Source organism: Mesorhizobium sp. M0954, assembly GCF_040319155.1.
Classification (GTDB): Bacteria; Pseudomonadota; Alphaproteobacteria; order Rhizobiales; family Rhizobiaceae; genus Mesorhizobium.
The window spans coordinates 134336-150842 of the sequence record NZ_JAMYNR010000010.1; the positions used below are offsets into that span (position 1 = coordinate 134336).

At 61.3% G+C, this 16507-nt stretch carries 15 protein-coding genes; 13 read left to right on the plus strand and 2 right to left on the minus strand.

Annotation, left to right across the window (positions count from 1 at the left end; genetic code table 11):
- Window positions 1-70 precede the first annotated feature (70 nt).
- Window positions 71-865 (plus strand): GGDEF domain-containing protein, encoded by a 795-nt coding sequence (locus NKH93_RS16030; RefSeq protein WP_352501016.1) that lies wholly within the window; start codon window positions 71-73, stop codon window positions 863-865.
- A gap of 131 nt (window positions 866-996) precedes the next feature.
- Complete coding sequence (locus NKH93_RS16035) at window positions 997-1383, plus strand: ester cyclase (RefSeq protein ID WP_352539569.1); 387 nt, start codon at window positions 997-999, stop codon at window positions 1381-1383.
- Between the two features lie 36 nt (window positions 1384-1419).
- Here the strand turns inward: NKH93_RS16035 and NKH93_RS16040 are convergent, their stop codons facing one another.
- Complete coding sequence (locus NKH93_RS16040; protein ID WP_352970851.1) at window positions 1420-3246, minus strand: ATP-binding protein; 1827 nt, start codon at window positions 3244-3246, stop codon at window positions 1420-1422.
- A 151-nt stretch (window positions 3247-3397) separates the two neighbouring features.
- Here NKH93_RS16040 and NKH93_RS16045 point away from each other — a divergent pair, with 151 nt between their 5' ends.
- The 7 genes from NKH93_RS16045 to NKH93_RS16075 all read left to right on the plus strand — a co-directional run bounded on the left by NKH93_RS16045 (window position 3398) and on the right by NKH93_RS16075 (window position 9639).
- Window positions 3398-3964 carry a helix-turn-helix domain-containing protein gene (locus tag NKH93_RS16045; protein ID WP_352768935.1) on the plus strand — a complete coding sequence of 189 codons (567 nt, stop codon included), beginning with the start codon at window positions 3398-3400 and terminating at the stop codon, window positions 3962-3964.
- Between the two features lies 1 nt (window position 3965).
- Window positions 3966-4277: a hypothetical protein gene (locus NKH93_RS16050; RefSeq protein WP_352471626.1), complete on the plus strand. Its 312-nt coding sequence runs from the start codon at window positions 3966-3968 to the stop codon at window positions 4275-4277.
- A gap of 22 nt (window positions 4278-4299) precedes the next feature.
- On the plus strand, window positions 4300-4827 hold the full coding sequence (locus NKH93_RS16055) for a GNAT family N-acetyltransferase (RefSeq protein ID WP_352471627.1): 528 nt from the start codon (window positions 4300-4302) through the stop codon (window positions 4825-4827).
- A gap of 219 nt (window positions 4828-5046) precedes the next feature.
- Window positions 5047-6207 carry a PcfJ domain-containing protein gene (locus tag NKH93_RS16060; RefSeq protein ID WP_352539572.1) on the plus strand — a complete coding sequence of 387 codons (1161 nt, stop codon included), beginning with the start codon at window positions 5047-5049 and terminating at the stop codon, window positions 6205-6207.
- 352 nt (window positions 6208-6559) lie between these two features.
- Entirely contained in the window at window positions 6560-8311 is a 1752-nt protein-coding gene (locus NKH93_RS16065; protein ID WP_352471629.1) for an acetolactate synthase 3 large subunit, read from the plus strand.
- 66 nt (window positions 8312-8377) lie between these two features.
- Entirely contained in the window at window positions 8378-8950 is a 573-nt protein-coding gene (gene ilvN, locus NKH93_RS16070) for an acetolactate synthase small subunit (protein WP_023676680.1), read from the plus strand.
- A gap of 2 nt (window positions 8951-8952) precedes the next feature.
- Entirely contained in the window at window positions 8953-9639 is a 687-nt protein-coding gene (locus NKH93_RS16075; RefSeq protein WP_352471630.1) for an SEL1-like repeat protein, read from the plus strand.
- Here NKH93_RS16075 and NKH93_RS16080 read toward each other — a convergent pair.
- On the minus strand, window positions 9636-10040 hold the full coding sequence (locus NKH93_RS16080) for a metalloregulator ArsR/SmtB family transcription factor (RefSeq protein WP_352570428.1): 405 nt from the start codon (window positions 10038-10040) through the stop codon (window positions 9636-9638). The two genes, NKH93_RS16075 and NKH93_RS16080, sit on opposite strands and share 4 nt — an antisense overlap.
- 186 nt (window positions 10041-10226) lie before the next feature.
- Here NKH93_RS16080 and NKH93_RS16085 point away from each other — a divergent pair, with 186 nt between their 5' ends.
- The 4 genes from NKH93_RS16085 to NKH93_RS16100 all read left to right on the plus strand — a co-directional run bounded on the left by NKH93_RS16085 (window position 10227) and on the right by NKH93_RS16100 (window position 16479).
- A complete protein-coding gene (locus NKH93_RS16085) occupies window positions 10227-11183 on the plus strand; it encodes an acyl-CoA desaturase (RefSeq protein WP_352471632.1) in 957 nt (318 codons plus the stop codon).
- 131 nt (window positions 11184-11314) lie between these two features.
- Window positions 11315-11911, plus strand: coding sequence for a LysE family translocator (locus tag NKH93_RS16090; RefSeq protein ID WP_352970856.1), 597 nt, complete (start codon window positions 11315-11317; stop codon window positions 11909-11911).
- A 168-nt stretch (window positions 11912-12079) separates the two neighbouring features.
- The gene (locus NKH93_RS16095; protein ID WP_352919484.1) at window positions 12080-13327 is read left to right on the plus strand and encodes an efflux RND transporter periplasmic adaptor subunit; all 1248 of its coding nucleotides are present in this window, start codon (window positions 12080-12082) and stop codon (window positions 13325-13327) included.
- Window positions 13324-16479 (plus strand): efflux RND transporter permease subunit, encoded by a 3156-nt coding sequence (locus NKH93_RS16100; protein WP_352919482.1) that lies wholly within the window; start codon window positions 13324-13326, stop codon window positions 16477-16479. Before NKH93_RS16095 ends, NKH93_RS16100 begins: the two co-directional genes overlap by 4 nt.
- Window positions 16480-16507: the final 28 nt, after the last annotated feature.

Genomic DNA, 16507 nt, shown 5'->3' on the forward strand with positions numbered 1-16507 from the left:
TTGTCCAGGTTAACTGTCCGTAAGTTCCCGCATGCCATAAGATCGCTACGAACTTTCCAACGGGGAGCAGATGCGTTTCCACAAGGCGGAATCAGCCTTTTTCGTCTTTATTTTTGTGATCCTGGCCGCCGGCCTGGTGACGCTTTACGCCTATGGGCTCCTGCAAACCCTGGCCGCCGACATTAGCAATACGCCTTCAAAACTCGATGAAATCGTCTATCTCAACAAGCTGCTGTTTGCGACGGGCGTGCTGTTGGCGACTGCGCTGTTCTTCGGCATTTTCTTCATCTACCCGCTGATCCGAAAGCAGGCGACGGAAGAAGGCAAGCTGCGCGCCATGACCGTTTCGCTCAGCGCGCGTTCGGAGACGCTGGAGCATGCGGCGCTCACCGACAGCCTCACCGGCATGCAGAACCGGCGTTATTTCGACGATGCGCTGAAGGAATATCTCGAAGAGTTCCGCCGCATCGAGAAACCAGTAGGGCTGATGATCCTCGACCTCGACCATTTCAAGCAGGTCAACGACAGCCACGGCCACGATGTCGGCGACGAGGTGTTGCGGGCGGTCGCCAACTGTCTCAAGGACATGACACGCTATCACGACGTGGTGGCGCGCCTGGGCGGCGAGGAGTTCGCGGTGGTCACGCCCAATATGGACGCCGAGCTGCTATCCAAATTCGCCGAGCGCATCCGCAAGGCGATCGCCAACATGTCGGTGCTGACGGGCAATGTCCGACTGAAAATCACCACCAGCGTCGGGCTTGCCGTCTGGGATCGCAAGGAAACCGCCGAGGAGTTCTATCGCCGCGCCGATCGCCAGCTCTATGAGGCGAAGAGGCAAGGGCGCAACCGCGTCTGTGCCTGAATTCCGTCATTGAATTCGTGATTCCGGCCGTCTGGTATCGTTTTCTTCGTTTCCGGTGCACGCAGACCGACATCACCCCGTCAAGCTGAGATGCTGCCTTTGCGGGGCTTGCCGGAAATAGAGGTGTTGCCGTGACTAAATCCGATCTCTCCGGTCTTTACCGAGGCTATATTGCATGCCTGAACAAGCAGGATTGGCCAAATCTGGGGAGGTTTGTTCATGATGAAGTGACCCACAACGGTCGCAAGCTCGGATTGTCCGGCTATCTCGAAATGTTGGTGAGAGACTTCGACGAAATTCCGGACCTTTATTTCAACATTCAGCTATTGGTTGCCGATCCGCCTTATGTAGCGAGCCGGCTAAGCTTCGACTGCGCGCCAAGGGGAACGTTCCTTGGGCTCGATGTAAGCGGGAAGAGAATTTCGTTTGCCGAGAACGTATTTTATGAGCTTCAGAGAGGGAAAATTCGCCAGGTGTGGTCAGTTATAGACAAGACAGCCATCGAAACTCAGCTTTGATATCTGCGAGCGCTGCCTAAAAGTCGCTCGGCTCAATCATTCTGGGGGACGCAGGCCGAAGGTCGCCGGCTTGAGGCCGTAGCGCAAGTCGAAATCGTCGTTTCGCTGGGTGCGTGCGGCCGACGGCTTGCGATAGTCCGAATCGCCGGCCTGCCGGCCCGGATCGACGACTTCCGCGAAAGGCATTGCCTGTTGTGATTTCGGCACGTTGCGCAGCCGTTCGACGATTGCCACGAGGTCGACCTCGTCGCCGGTTTCGGACGGCAAGGCATTCTCGCGTCTGGCGGTGCCGGGGATCAAATCCTCGGAGAGCTTTTCGAACTTCATCCGCATCGTCGTCGCCACGCCTTCCCCGAAGGCGATAGCCTCGCGCTGGCCCATGGAAGACAGGAACGCGAGCGTCGAAGCCGAGGAATCGGCGATCGCCGAGCGGATGATCGCCTGGTCCTGCTCGTTGGCGAGCCGCATGGCAAAGAACGTCGAGCACTGCGACAGGATGGTCGGGTCGAGTTCGCCCGGGCGCTGGGTGACGACGCCGAGATAACAGCCATATTTGCGGCCTTCCTTGGCGATGCGCGACAGCGCGTGCCGCGTCGGCGCGAAACCGAGGCGCGGATCGGCCGGCATATAGCGATGCGCTTCCTCGCACAGGAAGAGCAGCCGCAGGCGGCCTTCGCTCCACAACGCCAGGTCGAAGGCCAGCCGCGCCAGGACCGAGCAAACGGAATTGACCACCTCGGACGGCATGCCGGCCATTTCGAAGCAGGTCACCGGGCGGCCGTGATGCGGCACGCGGAAGATGTTGCCGATCGTCTCGTGGATGGTGTCCTCGATCAGGCGCGAGTTGAACATGAAACGGTAGCGCGGATCGGATGCCGCCGATTCGATACGTGTCTTCAGTGACCTGAGGGTCGGGCGATCGTTCTTGCTTTCCAGCAGCCCCATGCGCTCGTCGACCAGCTTGATGAGGTCGGCAATGCGATAGGGCACCGGCGCGTCTGCGGTCAGCGCATCGGTGCTGCGCCGTAGATAGTTGCCGGAGTTCGGATTGCGGTAGAGGTTCTTGGCCGCGGGGATGAGATCGCGCAAGGCGTCGACCTCTTCCGGGACCGTCTCGCGGCCGCGAAACAGCACCTCGGCAAATTCCTCTAGCTTGAACATCCAGAAGGGCAGGTCGAGCGTCGTCGAATCGACCCTGACGCAATATTCGGGCAACGACGCGGCGAACTCGTTGTGTGGATCGAGGATGAGCACGCGCAGGTCGGGCCGGGCGGCGATCGACTTGCGCAAGAGCAGCGACACGGCGGTCGATTTGCCGACCCCGGTGGTGCCGACAATGGCGAAATGCCGCGCCAGCGTATCGTCGATGGCGATATTGGCGTCGATCGCCTCGTCCTGCGACAGCGTGCCGATGGTGATCGAATGACGACCTGCGAGATCGTAGACGGCCTGCAGGTCGCGGCTGCGGATACGATGGGCAATGGCGCCGATATGCGGGTAGGTTGTGATGCCACGGTCGAAGATCGGCTTCGCGCCGGGTTCGGCCCCGTCGCGCACCTCGCCGATCAATTCGATGCTGACCTCGATCGGATTCTGGCCCTCGCTGCTCCACGCACGATCCGACTTGCCGATTTCATAGACCAGGCCGACGGTTCGTGATGTACCGAGATTGATCGAGATCATCTTGCCGACGCTCCACAGGCCGGTGACCGTGCCTTCGATATCGTCGGCATAGGCGCTGATGGTGGCGCGCGCGCCGTCGCATTGTACGACATTGCCCAGAATGCGCTTGTCGTTCTGCTCCGCCCTGCGGCGCTCCAGCAAAGTCGGTTCCCCAATGGAGACTTCGCGTTCAACGAGCATGGATACGCCGGTCCCCTTTTCCCAAGCGATGAGCCTAGGCGAACGGGGTTAAGGTGGGATGAGGCCGGATGGTTTAGCGGACATTAAGGAGTTTGCGAAAACTGGATGAAACGGCCGTTGCTCTGTAGAAGAATTTCGATATATTGGATTAATGGATGATATAGCGAACGACATCTCCTCGACCATCGGCAGAAGAATACATACCGAAAGAGTGGCTCGAGGCTGGTCCTTGGCAGAACTGGCGGAGCGGTCCGATGTTTCGAAAGCCATGCTGAGCACGGTAGAACGCGGCATGACCAGCCCGACGGCGGCACTCCTTGTGCGTATTGCGGCCGCCTTCGGCATGACGCTGTCCACATTGATCGCAAGGGCGGAATTGCAGGGCGGTGGCCTGCTTCGCGAACGTGACCAGCCGCTCTGGCGCGATCCGGCTACGGGATATGTGCGGCGGCATCTTTCGCCGGTTTCGGACATGCCCCTCGAACTGATCCGGATCCAGTTGCCGGCCGGCGCCAAGGTAAGTTTCCCGGCGGCGTCTTATGCCTTCATCAGGCAACAGATATGGCTGATCTCCGGGCGGCTGGAATTCACAGAGGGAGACATCGTTCACCGGCTCGAACCGGGCGACTGCCTGGCGCTCGGCGCGCCATCCGATTGCGTCTTTCACGCTCCGGGGCCGGACGCCGCCGACTATCTGGTTGCGTTGGCCAGGAGCTGAGGTGAAGGCGCGCCGTCCAAAACGCTGCGACAATGGCGGTCCGCCGCTCGACGACTATGACGGTCCGCCCTGGGGCAAGGGCGACCCCTATGTGTTTCTTGCCTGGCAGACCGCCCATGCCCAGGCATGGAAAGTGCCGAGCCGCGAGATCATGCTGATGCGGCTGCACAAGGCCGAGCGGCTGGGCCTGACCTATGAGGAATACACGCTCGAACTGCTGGAACGCGGGCGACATCTGCAAGAGGAAGACGCCGATCGCATCGCGGAAATCCGGCGGGCCAGGAAGCGGAAGCGGACCAGTCGTTTCGACTGACGGACGGCGACAGGGGAACGACATGAGTTCGATCGAAATCAGGCCACTCAGCAATGCTGACGGAACGCAAAAAATGCTGACGGAACTGCTGATCGGGACAGTCGCTGCCGGCGGCTCGGTCAGCTTCATGCATCCGTTGGTGCCGGAGATGGCCGCGGCCTTCTGGAACAAGTCGCTTCAGGCGGCCGCCAGAGGCGAAAGGGCGGTGCTTGGGGCCTGGAACGGCGAGGCTCTGGTCGGCACCATCACCTTGCTGCTCGACTGCCCTCCCAACCAGCCGCACCGGGCCGAGATCGCCAAGCTGATGATCCGCCTCGATTACCGCGGCAAGGGCATCGCAACCCGCCTGATGGAGGCGGCGGAAGCCGTTGCTGTGGAGAAAGGCCGCACGCTGTTGGTCCTCGACACGGCAAAAGAGGAGGGGGCTTCCGGGCTCTATGAAAAGCTCGGCTTCACGCTGGCCGGCGAAATACCGGATTATGCGCTGAAGCCGCATGGCGGGCTCACAGGCACCCTCATCTACTGGAAACGCGTCGGCCGGACACGCTGATGGCGACAACGATGCACCTTTGCAACACCCGTCAGACCATCGCGGGCGTGGAAAGAATAGCTCTTGCGTCAAATTGGCGGCGAGCTTAGAGAAGCCGCCCATTCTGATCCGTCGTCCTGAAAGGAGACCTGTCAATGACCCGGCGATCCAGATCGACACATTCCGTGCCGACGCTGGAATTGCGTGCGGCTGACAGGGTTCCAATCAGGAAGAACGGCCATGGCAAAGTCCATGATCCAGCGCAGGCAGGATGCCGAGCGCGAACGCATTGAAGCATATGCCGTAACGCTGCGGCGGGTTTTTCCTGTCCCGCGTCCCGCTCCGGATTTCGAGCGGGCGCTCGACGAGGCACGTCGGGGCTTTGCCGGCATGGCGATCCGCGACGGCGCGCTGTGGCGTCCAAAGCTGAAGACGCGCGACCCCGCGCGGCTGCGGCTGGCCGCGGCGCGCCATCTCTATGCGCGCTACCCGGTTACAGCCGCGCTCGAGGGGATCTGGCTGGACAGCTCGGGGTTGAATGCCGGCGAGATTGCGCTTCGCAAGGCTTGGTATACCGCAGTGGCGCGTGGTGACTCGCTTTACAAGGCGGGCGCCTGTGCGTGGCTGTCTCGCAAGGAGGTGCATTGCTTCTTGAACTTGCCCGGCGATTTCACGTTCGACGAGGCATTTTGGGTGGTGATCGCCCGGTCCTACACGGATGATTCCGGGTTGGCGGCCCGACTTGCCAAGTCGAAAATCGCGCGCACGCCACGTAACGATCTGGCGTTCTGGCGCGAGGTGACACGGTTCTTCTGCGGGCAACCCGCGTCGAAGGAGGAGATCGACGATCTTTGCGACTATATCGGCGCCGTGCACCAGCGCGATGCGGCGTACAGCCTGAAGGGTCGCACGCTTGCCTCGCTGCGTCGGCAGATGCTGGAATGGCATCGAGACATTGCCGCGATCGAACGCATCGAGGCAATGCGCCGCCGCGCTGCCGGGCGGACCACGCGTACTGCCGGGACGCAGTCGCAGGGTCGCGCCTGGGACGGCTCGTGCCTGGACGACTGGGACTGGCAGCCGTCGACCAAGGAGGCAAAGGCGCATGGCGAGCGTTTCTTCGTCCGTCAGTTGAAGACAGCCGAGGATCTGGTCGCCGAGAGCCGGGCGATGCATCATTGCGTCTCGATATACGCGGCCAAATGCATCGCCGGCAATGCCTCGATCTGGGTGCTGCGGCGCTCGGCGCTGGGCAAGATCGAGCGGTTGCTGACGATCGAACTCGACCCGCAAAACCGTGCGGTGCAGGTGCGCGGTTTCGGCAATCGTCTCGCCTCGCTCGAGGAGCGCAAGATCATCGAGCGCTGGGCCAAGGCGAGGGGTGTGGTGCTCTGCGCCTGAAACGGAACACCCGCGCGGCGGAAAGGCGGCGCGGGTGCATAATGGGCGGATGTGCCGACGTCGGGCCAAGTGCACATTCGCCGTTGACAGCGGCGTCAAACCAATTCTATTGTCCGCCACCATGAAAAAGGCACTCATTCTCGTAGGAAAGCGCGTGGGCAAGGCGGTGTAACCGCCGGGCGGTGACCTCCCATGCGCAAGACACAGGCTCCCTCGGGGGCCTTTTTTATTGCCCGAAACACGACTAAACGACGAGCAATCGCCAGATGGCGAACAGTACGGGACCAGAACGATGAGCAGTGGACAGAATGAGCGGCGCGAAATGCCAAGAACTGAAATGCCAAGGAGCGAAATGACGGGTGCCGAAATGGTGGTGCAGGCGCTGAAGGACAATGGCGTCAAGCATGTTTTCGGCTATCCGGGCGGCGCGGTTCTGCCAATCTACGATGAAATCTTCCAGCAGGACGAGGTCGAGCACATCCTCGTCCGCCACGAGCAGGGCGCGGGCCACGCGGCGGAAGGCTATGCGCGCTCGACTGGCAAGGCCGGCGTCATGCTGGTGACCTCAGGGCCGGGCGCCACCAATGCGGTGACGCCATTGCAGGACGCGCTGATGGACTCGATCCCGCTGGTCTGCCTGACCGGCCAGGTGCCGACTTCGCTGATCGGCTCGGATGCGTTCCAGGAGTGCGACACGGTCGGCATCACGCGGCCCTGCACCAAGCACAACTGGCTGGTGAAGGACGTCAACGAGCTCGCGGCAACGATCCACGAGGCCTTCCATGTGGCAACGACAGGGCGCCCCGGTCCGGTCGTCGTCGACATCCCGAAGGACGTGCAGTTCGCCAGGGGTATCTATGTCCCGCCGCAGACGGCGCCGCGCACCAGCTACCAACCGAAGGTCCAGGGCGATCTGGAAAAGATCAAGGCGGCGGTCGAGCTGATGGGGGCTGCCCGAAAGCCGATCATCTATTCGGGCGGCGGCGTCATCAATTCCGGCCCGGAGGCGAGCCATCTGCTGCGCGAGCTGGTCGACCTCACCGGCTTTCCCATCACCTCGACGCTGATGGGCCTCGGCGCCTATCCGGCGTCGGGCAAGAACTGGATGGGCATGCTCGGCATGCACGGCACGTATGAAGCGAACATGGCGATGCACGATTGCGACGTCATGCTCTGCATCGGCGCGCGCTTCGACGACCGCATCACCGGGCGGCTGACGGCGTTTTCGCCGAATTCGAAGAAGATCCACATCGACATCGACCCGTCGTCGATCAACAAGAACGTCCACACCGACGTGCCGATCATCGGCGATGTCGGGCGTGTGCTGGAGGATCTGGTGCGGCTGTGGCGGGCAACCGCCAAGGCCGACAAGAAAGCGCTTCACCCGTGGTGGGAGCAGATTGCCAAATGGCGCGCGCGCGATTCGCTCGCCTACAAGATGAACCACGAGGTGATCATGCCGCAATACGCCGTCCAGCGGCTCTATGCGCTGACCAAGGACCTCGACACCTACATCACCACCGAGGTCGGCCAGCATCAGATGTGGGCGGCGCAGCACTATCATTTCGAGAAGCCGAACCGCTGGATGACCTCTGGCGGACTGGGCACGATGGGCTACGGCCTGCCGGCGGCACTCGGCGTGCAGATCGCGCACCCGGATGCGCTGGTCATCGATATCGCCGGCGACGCCTCGGTGCAGATGACGATGCAGGAAATGAGCGCGGCGGTGCAGCACGAGGCGCCGATCAAGATCTTCATCCTCAACAACCAGTATATGGGCATGGTGCGGCAGTGGCAGCAGCTGCTACACGGCAACCGGCTGTCGCACTCCTACACCGAGGCGATGCCGGATTTCGTCAAGCTCGCCGAAGCCTATGGCGGCCACGGCATTCGCTGCGACAAGCCGGACGAACTCGATGATGCCATCAAGGAGATGATCGCGGTCAAGAAGCCCGTCCTGTTCGACTGCCGCGTGGCGACGCTCGCCAACTGCTTCCCGATGATCCCGTCCGGCAAGGCGCATAACGAGATGCTGTTGCCGGACGAGGCGACGGACGAAGCTGTCGCCAACGCGATCGACGCCAAGGGTAGGGAACTGGTGTAGTCTGGTTCAAGGAAGCTGTGCGAAAACAGCAGATTAGCGCAAAAGTTTGAAATCGAGATTCATGTCATGAACGCACAGTTGCAACCGACCGGCTCCGCCTATTTCATCGCCAAGGAGACGGAAAAACCAGAGAACCACACGCTTTCGGTCCTGGTCGACAACGAGCCGGGCGTGCTTGCGCGGGTCATCGGCCTGTTTTCGGGACGTGGCTACAACATCGAGAGCCTGACGGTCTCGGAAACCGAGCACGAAAAGCACCTGTCGCGCATCACCATCGTGACGCGCGGCACGCCGCACGTGCTGGAGCAGATCAAGCACCAGCTCGAGCGCATCGTGCCGGTGCACCGCGTCGTCGATCTCACCGTGCGGTCGCAGGAATTCGGACAGGAGCGGCCATTGGAGCGGGAACTCGCGCTGGTCAAGGTCGCCGGCACCGGCGAAGCCCGCGTCGAGGCGCTCCGGCTCGCCGATGCATTCCGCGCCAGCGTCATCGATGCCAACACCGAGCATTTCATCTTCGAGATCACCGGCAAGGGCTCCAAGCTCGATCAGTTCATCGCCATCATGAAACCGCTCGGGCTGGTCGAGATCTGCCGTACCGGGGTGGCGGCGATGAACCGCGGCCCGCAAGGGATGTGATCATGATGCTCGCGGCGGCAATTCGAGCAGGCGCCGGCGCAATCGTTCTTGCGGTCACGACGGCGGCGGCCAGCCAGGAGCCGGTATTCGACAAGTCAGTGCTGCCGAAATTGTTTGAAGAAATCGACCGCAGGGGCACACCGAGCTATTATTTCCAACAATGCCCGGCCGATATTTGGCGCAGGGCGTCGGGCGTCGATGACGCGCTCTTTTCCACGCCGGGAATAGATTACCAAGGTTGTGAGAAAGACGTCTTGGCCTGTGCCAGGCGGTGTTTCGACGGACGCAGGGGCGAAGCCTGTTTCGAGACGGCCAGGGTCATCCAGGAGCACTCGCCAGAAGACAAGCAATGGACCGAGGAGATGTTCGCCCAGGCCTGCGCAACTGGCAGTATCGGCGGCTGCACAAATCGCGGCGCGGGAATTCTTTTGGGTCGGCTTGGGCTAAACAAACTGCTTGCCGCCGGTAGTGCAAACGAATCTTGCCCTTATCGCACATTCAAGCTGAGCTGCAATGAGGGCGATGCCTGGGGTTGCACCATGTATGGCGGCGCCCTTCAGCATGGTGAAGGCGTCTCTGCGGACGAAGCCGAGGCGATGGCCGCTTACAAAAAGTCTTGCGAGATCGCTGTGGAATTTGACGCCTGCCGATACGCCAAGGCGCTCATGAAAACGATGCAAAGCCGCTAGGGCTTTTCAGATTTGCGCAAGTGCGATCTTTGCGCTGCCTCGCCTCGACCAAGTTCTTTGCTTTCTCTCTTGATAGGGCGCGATACCGGGCAGACATCCTGAACAAATCCATTCAGCGTGTTCACAAGATTGTTCTGGACCAGAGAATAGTGGATGAACTGTCCGTGCCGCTCCTTGGCGATGAGCCCGGCCGTCTCCAGAATGCTCAAATGCTGCGAGATCGACGGCTTCGACATCTCGAAGCGCGCCGCGATCTCGCCCGCCGTTAGGGAAGAGTGCGCAAGATAGGCGAGGATCTTGCGCCGGGGCGCTGAAGATAGCGCTTCAAACACGCGCTGTATCGCGCCATTTGCGTGAGCAGCCGTTTCGGCATCCGCTGCGTGCTCTGCATCTTCGATCACTGTCTGCCACCTTGTGATGCCGAGGCGTTGGCTGCGCCTCGGTCCGCTTTTCTTATTTTCATTTAGACTATTGCCTAAATACCTAATTCGCAGTAGTAGACGATTAGCTTACTGCCTAAGTAACGGACGACGCGCCAGAAGGCAAGGCTGTGGTCCGGAAATGTTCATGCAGGAGGAGGGGTACCGATGAAAACCATATCCACGGGCAGAATGATTTCCCAACAGGACAGTGACGCCGAAGACGGCAAAGTCGTGTGGGTGCCGGCAAAGTCGATCTGGGTCGGGGCGATGACGATCGCCGCCATTGTGTTGGGACCGATGACATTTAGCTGGAGTGCCTTCGCCTTATTCGTTGCGACAACGGCGGCGACAATCTGCGCCGGACACTCGGTGGGGATGCACCGTCTGCTCATCCACCGGTCGTTCAAGGTTCATATCTGGGTCGAGCATGCGCTGGTCTACCTTGGCGTGCTCGTCGGCATGGCCGGTCCTTTTGGGATGATCTATGCTCACGATATTCGTGACTGGGCTCAGCGCCAGACCGCATGTCACGATCTCCATGCCCATCGTCGGCCATTTTTCACCGATGCCTTCTGGCAGATGCATTGCGCGGTCGCTTTGCGCAATCCACCCACCTTCATCATCGAACCCTCGATTAGGAATGACCCGTTCTACAAGTTCGTCGAACGCACCTGGATGCTGCAACAACTGCCCTGGGCGATCCTCTTTTTCGCGTTTGGCGGCTGGGATTGGGTGGTATGGGGAATCGCGGTGCGCGTTTCAGTGTCGCTTGCCGGGCATTGGTTGGTTGGGCATTTTGCGCACCGAGATGGGGAGCAAGGATGGCGCGTCGACGACGTTGCCGTGCAAGGATACAATTTGCCGCGTTTCGGGCTGGTAACGTTCGGCGAGAGTTTCCACGGCAACCATCACGCGTTTCCCGAGTCTGCACGGCTTGGTTTGGAACACGGACAGATCGATCTCGGCTGGCTATTCATTCAGGTTCTGGCGATCCTGGGTCTGGCGCACAGCGTCAAGATTCCGGAGAATACGCCGAGACGCAAAGGGCTGCGACGCGTGCGCCGTCAGCGCGAAACTGCCCCGGATTCAGATCTATGGTCGGTGCAGCCCTACCGCAGATAGATGTTCTCAGCGGATATTGGCCTAAGATATGAAAGAACGCTGGGCGCGCGTGGACCAACGAATTGCATTTGCACTCAGCACCTCATCGATTTAAGTCAGTATTTCAATATTATTGATCTTTGCGATCCTCCATGACCTTCGATGCATTCCTTGCTCTGCTGGTTTATGCCTTCGTGACCTCGATCACACCGGGTCCCAACAATTTCATGCTTTTGGCCTCGGGCGTGAATTTCGGCTTGGTCAAAACCGTGCCACACATGCTCGGCATCGGCTTCGGCTTCCTCGTGCTGTTGCTTGCCGTAGGCTTCGGGCTTGGCGCCGTGTTGACGGCCTTTCCGGTGCTGCATACCGGGTTGAAGATCGCTGGCGGCCTCTACCTGCTTTATCTCGCCTGGAAGATCGCCATGTCGCGCTCGCTCGACGGCGAAGGCGAGGCGAAGGGCCAGCCAATGCGCTTCATCGAGGCTGCGGCATTCCAGTGGGTTAATCCCAAGGCCTGGGTGATGGCGATTACAGCCATGGCCGTCTATACCAATCCGGAACGCCCGTTTGTGTCGGTGGTGCTGATCGCAGCCGCTTTCGCCGTCGTCATGCTGCCGAGCATTTCGACCTGGGCCGGTTTCGGCATGGCGCTGCGCGGCTTTCTGGCGGATGCGGTGCGGCTCAAATGGTTCAACATCGCCATGGGTGTGATGCTTGCGGCGACGCTGTGGCCGATGCTGCGTTAGCTGCCGTTCTATTGTGCACTGCACATTAAATCTTCGTAATGACGGGTTTTGGCCCTTTTTCGCCTTCGGCATCCTCTATTATCTGGCAAAAGCGCGGCAAGAGGCTGCGAGTTGAGCTAGACTACGGCCACCGGATAGCGGCGTGTCGGATCGAGAGGTCTTTTGTCGATGCGCGGAAAGATCGTATTAGCGGTGATCGCTGCAGCCTGCGTTGCCGCGGCGTGGCTCTATCTTTCGCCCAGCGCAATGAGCGGTCTTCAGCAGATGCTGTCGGCGAAGCAGACGGCGACAGCGGACAAGCCCACTGCAGCGGCAAATGCCGCGCGTACGACTTCAGTGGTTGCCGCCACCGCTGCGACGGCCGATTTCCCGGTCCGGCGCTATGCCATCGGCTTTGTGTCCTCTCCTGCCGTGGTCAGCATCAACGCGCGGATATCGAGTCAGATCGTCGCAATCGCGGTCAAGGACGGACAAATGGTGAAGGCCGGCGACGTTCTGTTCTCGCTGGACGATCGCTCGTTGAAGGCACAACTGGCACGCGATCAGGCGACGCTCGCGAAAGACCAGGCGCTGCTTGCCAGCGCCACGGCCGATCTTCAGCGCGCCAAAAATCTCGTCGCCAAGCAGGCCGGAACACAGCAGACCTACGATCAGGCCGTCGCGGCGCAGAAATCCGCCGCGGCCACCGTCGACGCCGACAAGGCAACGATCGATGCAGACCAAATCCAGCTTGGCTTCGCCACGATCAGGGCGCCGATCTCCGGCAGGCTTGGCGCAGTCAACGTCGCCGTCGGCGATCTCGTCACCACCAGCAACGGCAGCAGCACGTCGACTCCACTGGTGACGATCACGCAGGTCGACCCGCTGCAGGTGAACTTCAATCTCCCCGAAAGCGATCTTGCCTTGCTGCACAAGGCGCTGGCAGCGCCGCAGCAAGGTGCGGTGACGCTGACCAAGGACGGCGACCCGAAGCCGATCGGCAAGGGAACGCTGGATTTCGTCGATTCCAGCGTAGACACGGCGTCGGGCACGATCGCAACGCGGGCCAGTGTGCCCAACGCCGATCTTTCGCTATGGCCGGGCCAATATGTCAACGTCGTGCTCGATGCCGGCATCATGCCACAAATGACGTCCGTTCCGACGGTCGCCGTCCAGCCCAGCCAGAAGGGCCCGTTCGTCTATGTGATCAAGCCGGACAACACCGTTGAAATGCGGCCCGTGCAGGTCGCGCTGACAGAAGGCACCAACACCGCGATCAGCCAAGGATTGAAAAGCGGCGAGCGTGTCGTCGTCGAGGGTCAGACCAAACTGAAGAACGGCGCGGCGGTGCGCGAAGGCAAGGCTTCGACCGGCACCGGCGATCAGGCGGCTCCGAAGGTTGCCGAGGCTGACCGGACGGGCGGAACACAGCCATGATTTCCGAATTCTGCATCCGCAGGCCCGTCGCCACGCTGCTCATGTCGTTCGCCCTGGTTCTGGGCGGACTATTTGCTTACAAATTCCTGCCGGTCGCGGCGCTGCCAAGCGCCGAATTTCCGGTTGTCAACGTCTCGGCCTCGCTGCCCGGGGCTTCGCCGGAAACCATGGCGACCTCGGTGGCAACGCCTCTGATCAAGCAGTTTGCCACTATCGCAGGCATCGATTCGATCTCGACGACCAACTCGCTCGGCTCGACCTCGATCGCCATTCAGTTCGTGCTCAACCGCGACATCGATGCAGCCGCCGCCGACGTGCAGGCAGCGATCGCACGCACGCAACGACAATTGCCGCCGGAGATGACCAGCCCGCCGAGCTACCGCAAGGTCAATCCAGCCGACGCGCCGATCCTGCTGATGTCGCTGGTCAGCGACACAATTCCGCTGACCGATCTCGACGCGTTTGCCGAGAATGTGATTTCGCCGTCGCTGTCGACGATCGACGGCGTTGCGCAGGTTTCGATCTACGGCCAGCAGAAATATGCCGTACGCGTCCAGATCGATCCTACGGCGCTCGCCGCACGCGGCATCTCGATCGACCAGCTGCAGACGGCCATTGCCTCGGCCAACAGCAACACGCCGCTCGGCGTGCTCAAGAACAACAAACAGCAGCTGACGATCACCGCGAACACGCAGCTGACCGATGCGGCGGGATTCTCCAACATCATCATCGCCACCAAGAACGGCCATCCGGTGCGGCTCGGCGAGGTGACCCGCGTCATCGATTCGGTCGAGACCACGACGACGGCAAGCTGGTATGACGGCACCCGCGCCATCATTATGGCGGTGCAGCGCCAGCCGGATGCCAATACCGTCGACGTCGTCGACCGCGTCAAGGCGATGCTGCCTTCCTTCGACGATCAGATGCCGGCGGCGGCGAGCATCCAGTTGCTCAACGACCGCTCGACGTCGATCCGCGAGGCGGTCGACGACGTGCAGTTCACGCTGCTGCTCACCATCGCGCTGGTGGTGATGGTGATCTTCCTGTTCCTGCGCCGGGTAACGGCGACGGTGATCCCGGCCGTGGCGGTGCCGATTTCGCTCATCGCCACGCTGGGCGTGATGTACCTGTTCGGCTTTTCCATCGACAACGTCTCATTGATGGGGCTGACGCTGGCGGTCGGTCTTGTCGTCGACGATGCAATCGTCATGCTCGAAAACATTTTCCGCCACATGGAGGAGGACGGGCTCTCTGCCCTCGAGGCGTCGCTCAAGGGCGCCCGCGAAATCGGCTTCACCATCATCTCGATCTCGATCTCGCTGGTCGCCGTGTTCATTCCGGTGCTTTTGATGGGCGGCGTGATCGGGCGCATCTTCAACGAATTCGCGGTGGTGGTGACGGTCGCCATCCTGGCGTCGATGTTCGTCTCGCTGACGCTGACGCCGATGCTGTGCTCGCGGCTGTTGTCATTATCGAAAGCCGAGCAGAAAGCAGCGCACGAAGGCCATAGACAAAACGTCTTCATGCGGGGCTATGAAAGGCTGCTGACATTCTGCCTGCGCCACAATTTCCTTGTCTTCCTTGTCTTCCTCGTGACCGCCGGGCTGTCGGTGTGGCTGATCCAGATTTCGCCGAAAGGCTTCTTCCCGCAGGAGGATATCGGCCAGGTCTCGGTGACGACCATCGCGCGCCAGGACATTTCGTTTGACGCGATGGTGAAGCTGCAGGGGCAAGTGGCGGATGTCTTCACCCATTCGCCCTACGTCGCGCATGTCGGCTGGTCGGCGGGCAGTGGAAACAATGCGCTCAACCAGGGCCAGCTGTTTGTGCAGCTGAAAGACAAGGACCACCGACCGAACATCGACAAGGTGCTTACGGACCTGCGGCGCCAGCTGGCCAATGTGCCCGGCATCGAAACCTACATGCAGCCGGTGCAGAACCTGCGGCTCGGCGCGCGTTCTTCGGCGAGTGCCTACCAGCTTGCCGTTCAGGGCCTCGATACCGGCCTGACGAACGTCTGGGCGCAGAGGCTGACGGACGCGATGGCTGCCGATCATGCCGCCTTCACCGACGTCACCAATGACCTGCAGAACAACGCGCTACAGGCGACGCTGGTGATCGACCGCGACAAGGCGGCGAACCTCGGCGTCGATACCGACACGCTGCGCTCCAGTCTCTACGGCGGTTTCGGCACCCAGCAGGTGTCGACCATCTTCGGTTCGGCCGACAGCTACGACGTGATCATGGAGCTCGATCCGAAGATCGAGTGGTCGCCCGAGCGGATGCTGGCCATCAAGGTGAGAACGGCGAGCGGCAGCCTAGTGCCGCTCGGTGCGTTCGCCCGCGTCGATCGGACCGCCGGTGCTTTGACCGTCAACCAGCTCGGCCAACTTCCGGCAGTGACCATCTCCTACAATCTGCCGCAAGGCGTGGCCCTCGGCGACAGCGTGAGCCACATCAACGCGCTGAAGGACAAGATCGGCATGCCGCCGACGATCTCGACCGCCTTCTCGGGCACGGCCAAGACGTTCCAGGATTCGCTTTCCAACCAGGGGCTGCTGATCGGCGGCGCGATTCTGACCATCTATATCGTTCTCGGCATGCTCTATGAGAGCTTCATCCACCCGCTCACCATCCTGACCGGGCTTCCATCGGCGGTGCTCGGCGCGCTGGTGGCACTGCGGCTGGCGGGGATGGATCTGTCGGTGATCGCGGTGATCGGCATCCTGATGCTGATCGGCATCGTCAAGAAGAACGGCATCATGATGATCGACGTGGCGCTGGAACTCAGGCGCGAGGGGATGTCGCCCGTCGAATCCATCCACAAGGCCTGCCTGATGCGCTTTCGGCCGATCATGATGACCACGCTTGCCGCGCTGATGGGTACCATCCCGATCGCGCTCGGCACCGGCGCCAGCGCGGAATTGCGCCAGCCTCTCGGCGTGGCGGTGGTCGGCGGTCTTGTCGCCTCGCAGGCACTAACGCTGTTCGTCACACCCGTCATTTACGTCTACATGGAGCATTTTTCCGGCTGGCTGGTCAGGCTGTGGGCGCGGCGCCGGGGCGAGCCGAGCCCGGTCGAAGCGGTCGACCAGCCGTCACTGTTCGACGAGGAGGAAGAACCGGTGCCGCAAAAGGCGGCAGCCGAATAGCGCTGGCCCAAGCCGTGGTGCTTGCGGC

Excerpts from the sequence above, each read along its gene's own strand:
- NKH93_RS16090 (WP_352970856.1), top strand. The coding sequence starts at position 11,315 with ATGACCTTCGATGCATTCCTTGCTCTGCTGGTTTATGCCTTCGTGACC.
- NKH93_RS16055 (WP_352471627.1), top strand. The coding sequence starts at position 4,300 with ATGAGTTCGATCGAAATCAGGCCACTCAGCAATGCTGACGGAACGCAA.
- NKH93_RS16065 (WP_352471629.1), top strand. The coding sequence starts at position 6,560 with ATGACGGGTGCCGAAATGGTGGTGCAGGCGCTGAAGGACAATGGCGTC.
- NKH93_RS16100 (WP_352919482.1), top strand. The coding sequence starts at position 13,324 with ATGATTTCCGAATTCTGCATCCGCAGGCCCGTCGCCACGCTGCTCATG.
- NKH93_RS16060 (WP_352539572.1), top strand. The coding sequence starts at position 5,047 with ATGGCAAAGTCCATGATCCAGCGCAGGCAGGATGCCGAGCGCGAACGC.
- ilvN (WP_023676680.1), top strand. The coding sequence starts at position 8,378 with ATGAACGCACAGTTGCAACCGACCGGCTCCGCCTATTTCATCGCCAAG.
- NKH93_RS16095 (WP_352919484.1), top strand. The coding sequence starts at position 12,080 with ATGCGCGGAAAGATCGTATTAGCGGTGATCGCTGCAGCCTGCGTTGCC.
- NKH93_RS16045 (WP_352768935.1), top strand. The coding sequence starts at position 3,398 with ATGGATGATATAGCGAACGACATCTCCTCGACCATCGGCAGAAGAATA.
- NKH93_RS16085 (WP_352471632.1), top strand. The coding sequence starts at position 10,227 with ATGAAAACCATATCCACGGGCAGAATGATTTCCCAACAGGACAGTGAC.
- NKH93_RS16040 (WP_352970851.1), bottom strand. The coding sequence starts at position 3,246 with ATGCTCGTTGAACGCGAAGTCTCCATTGGGGAACCGACTTTGCTGGAG.
- NKH93_RS16030 (WP_352501016.1), top strand. The coding sequence starts at position 71 with ATGCGTTTCCACAAGGCGGAATCAGCCTTTTTCGTCTTTATTTTTGTG.
- NKH93_RS16075 (WP_352471630.1), top strand. The coding sequence starts at position 8,953 with ATGATGCTCGCGGCGGCAATTCGAGCAGGCGCCGGCGCAATCGTTCTT.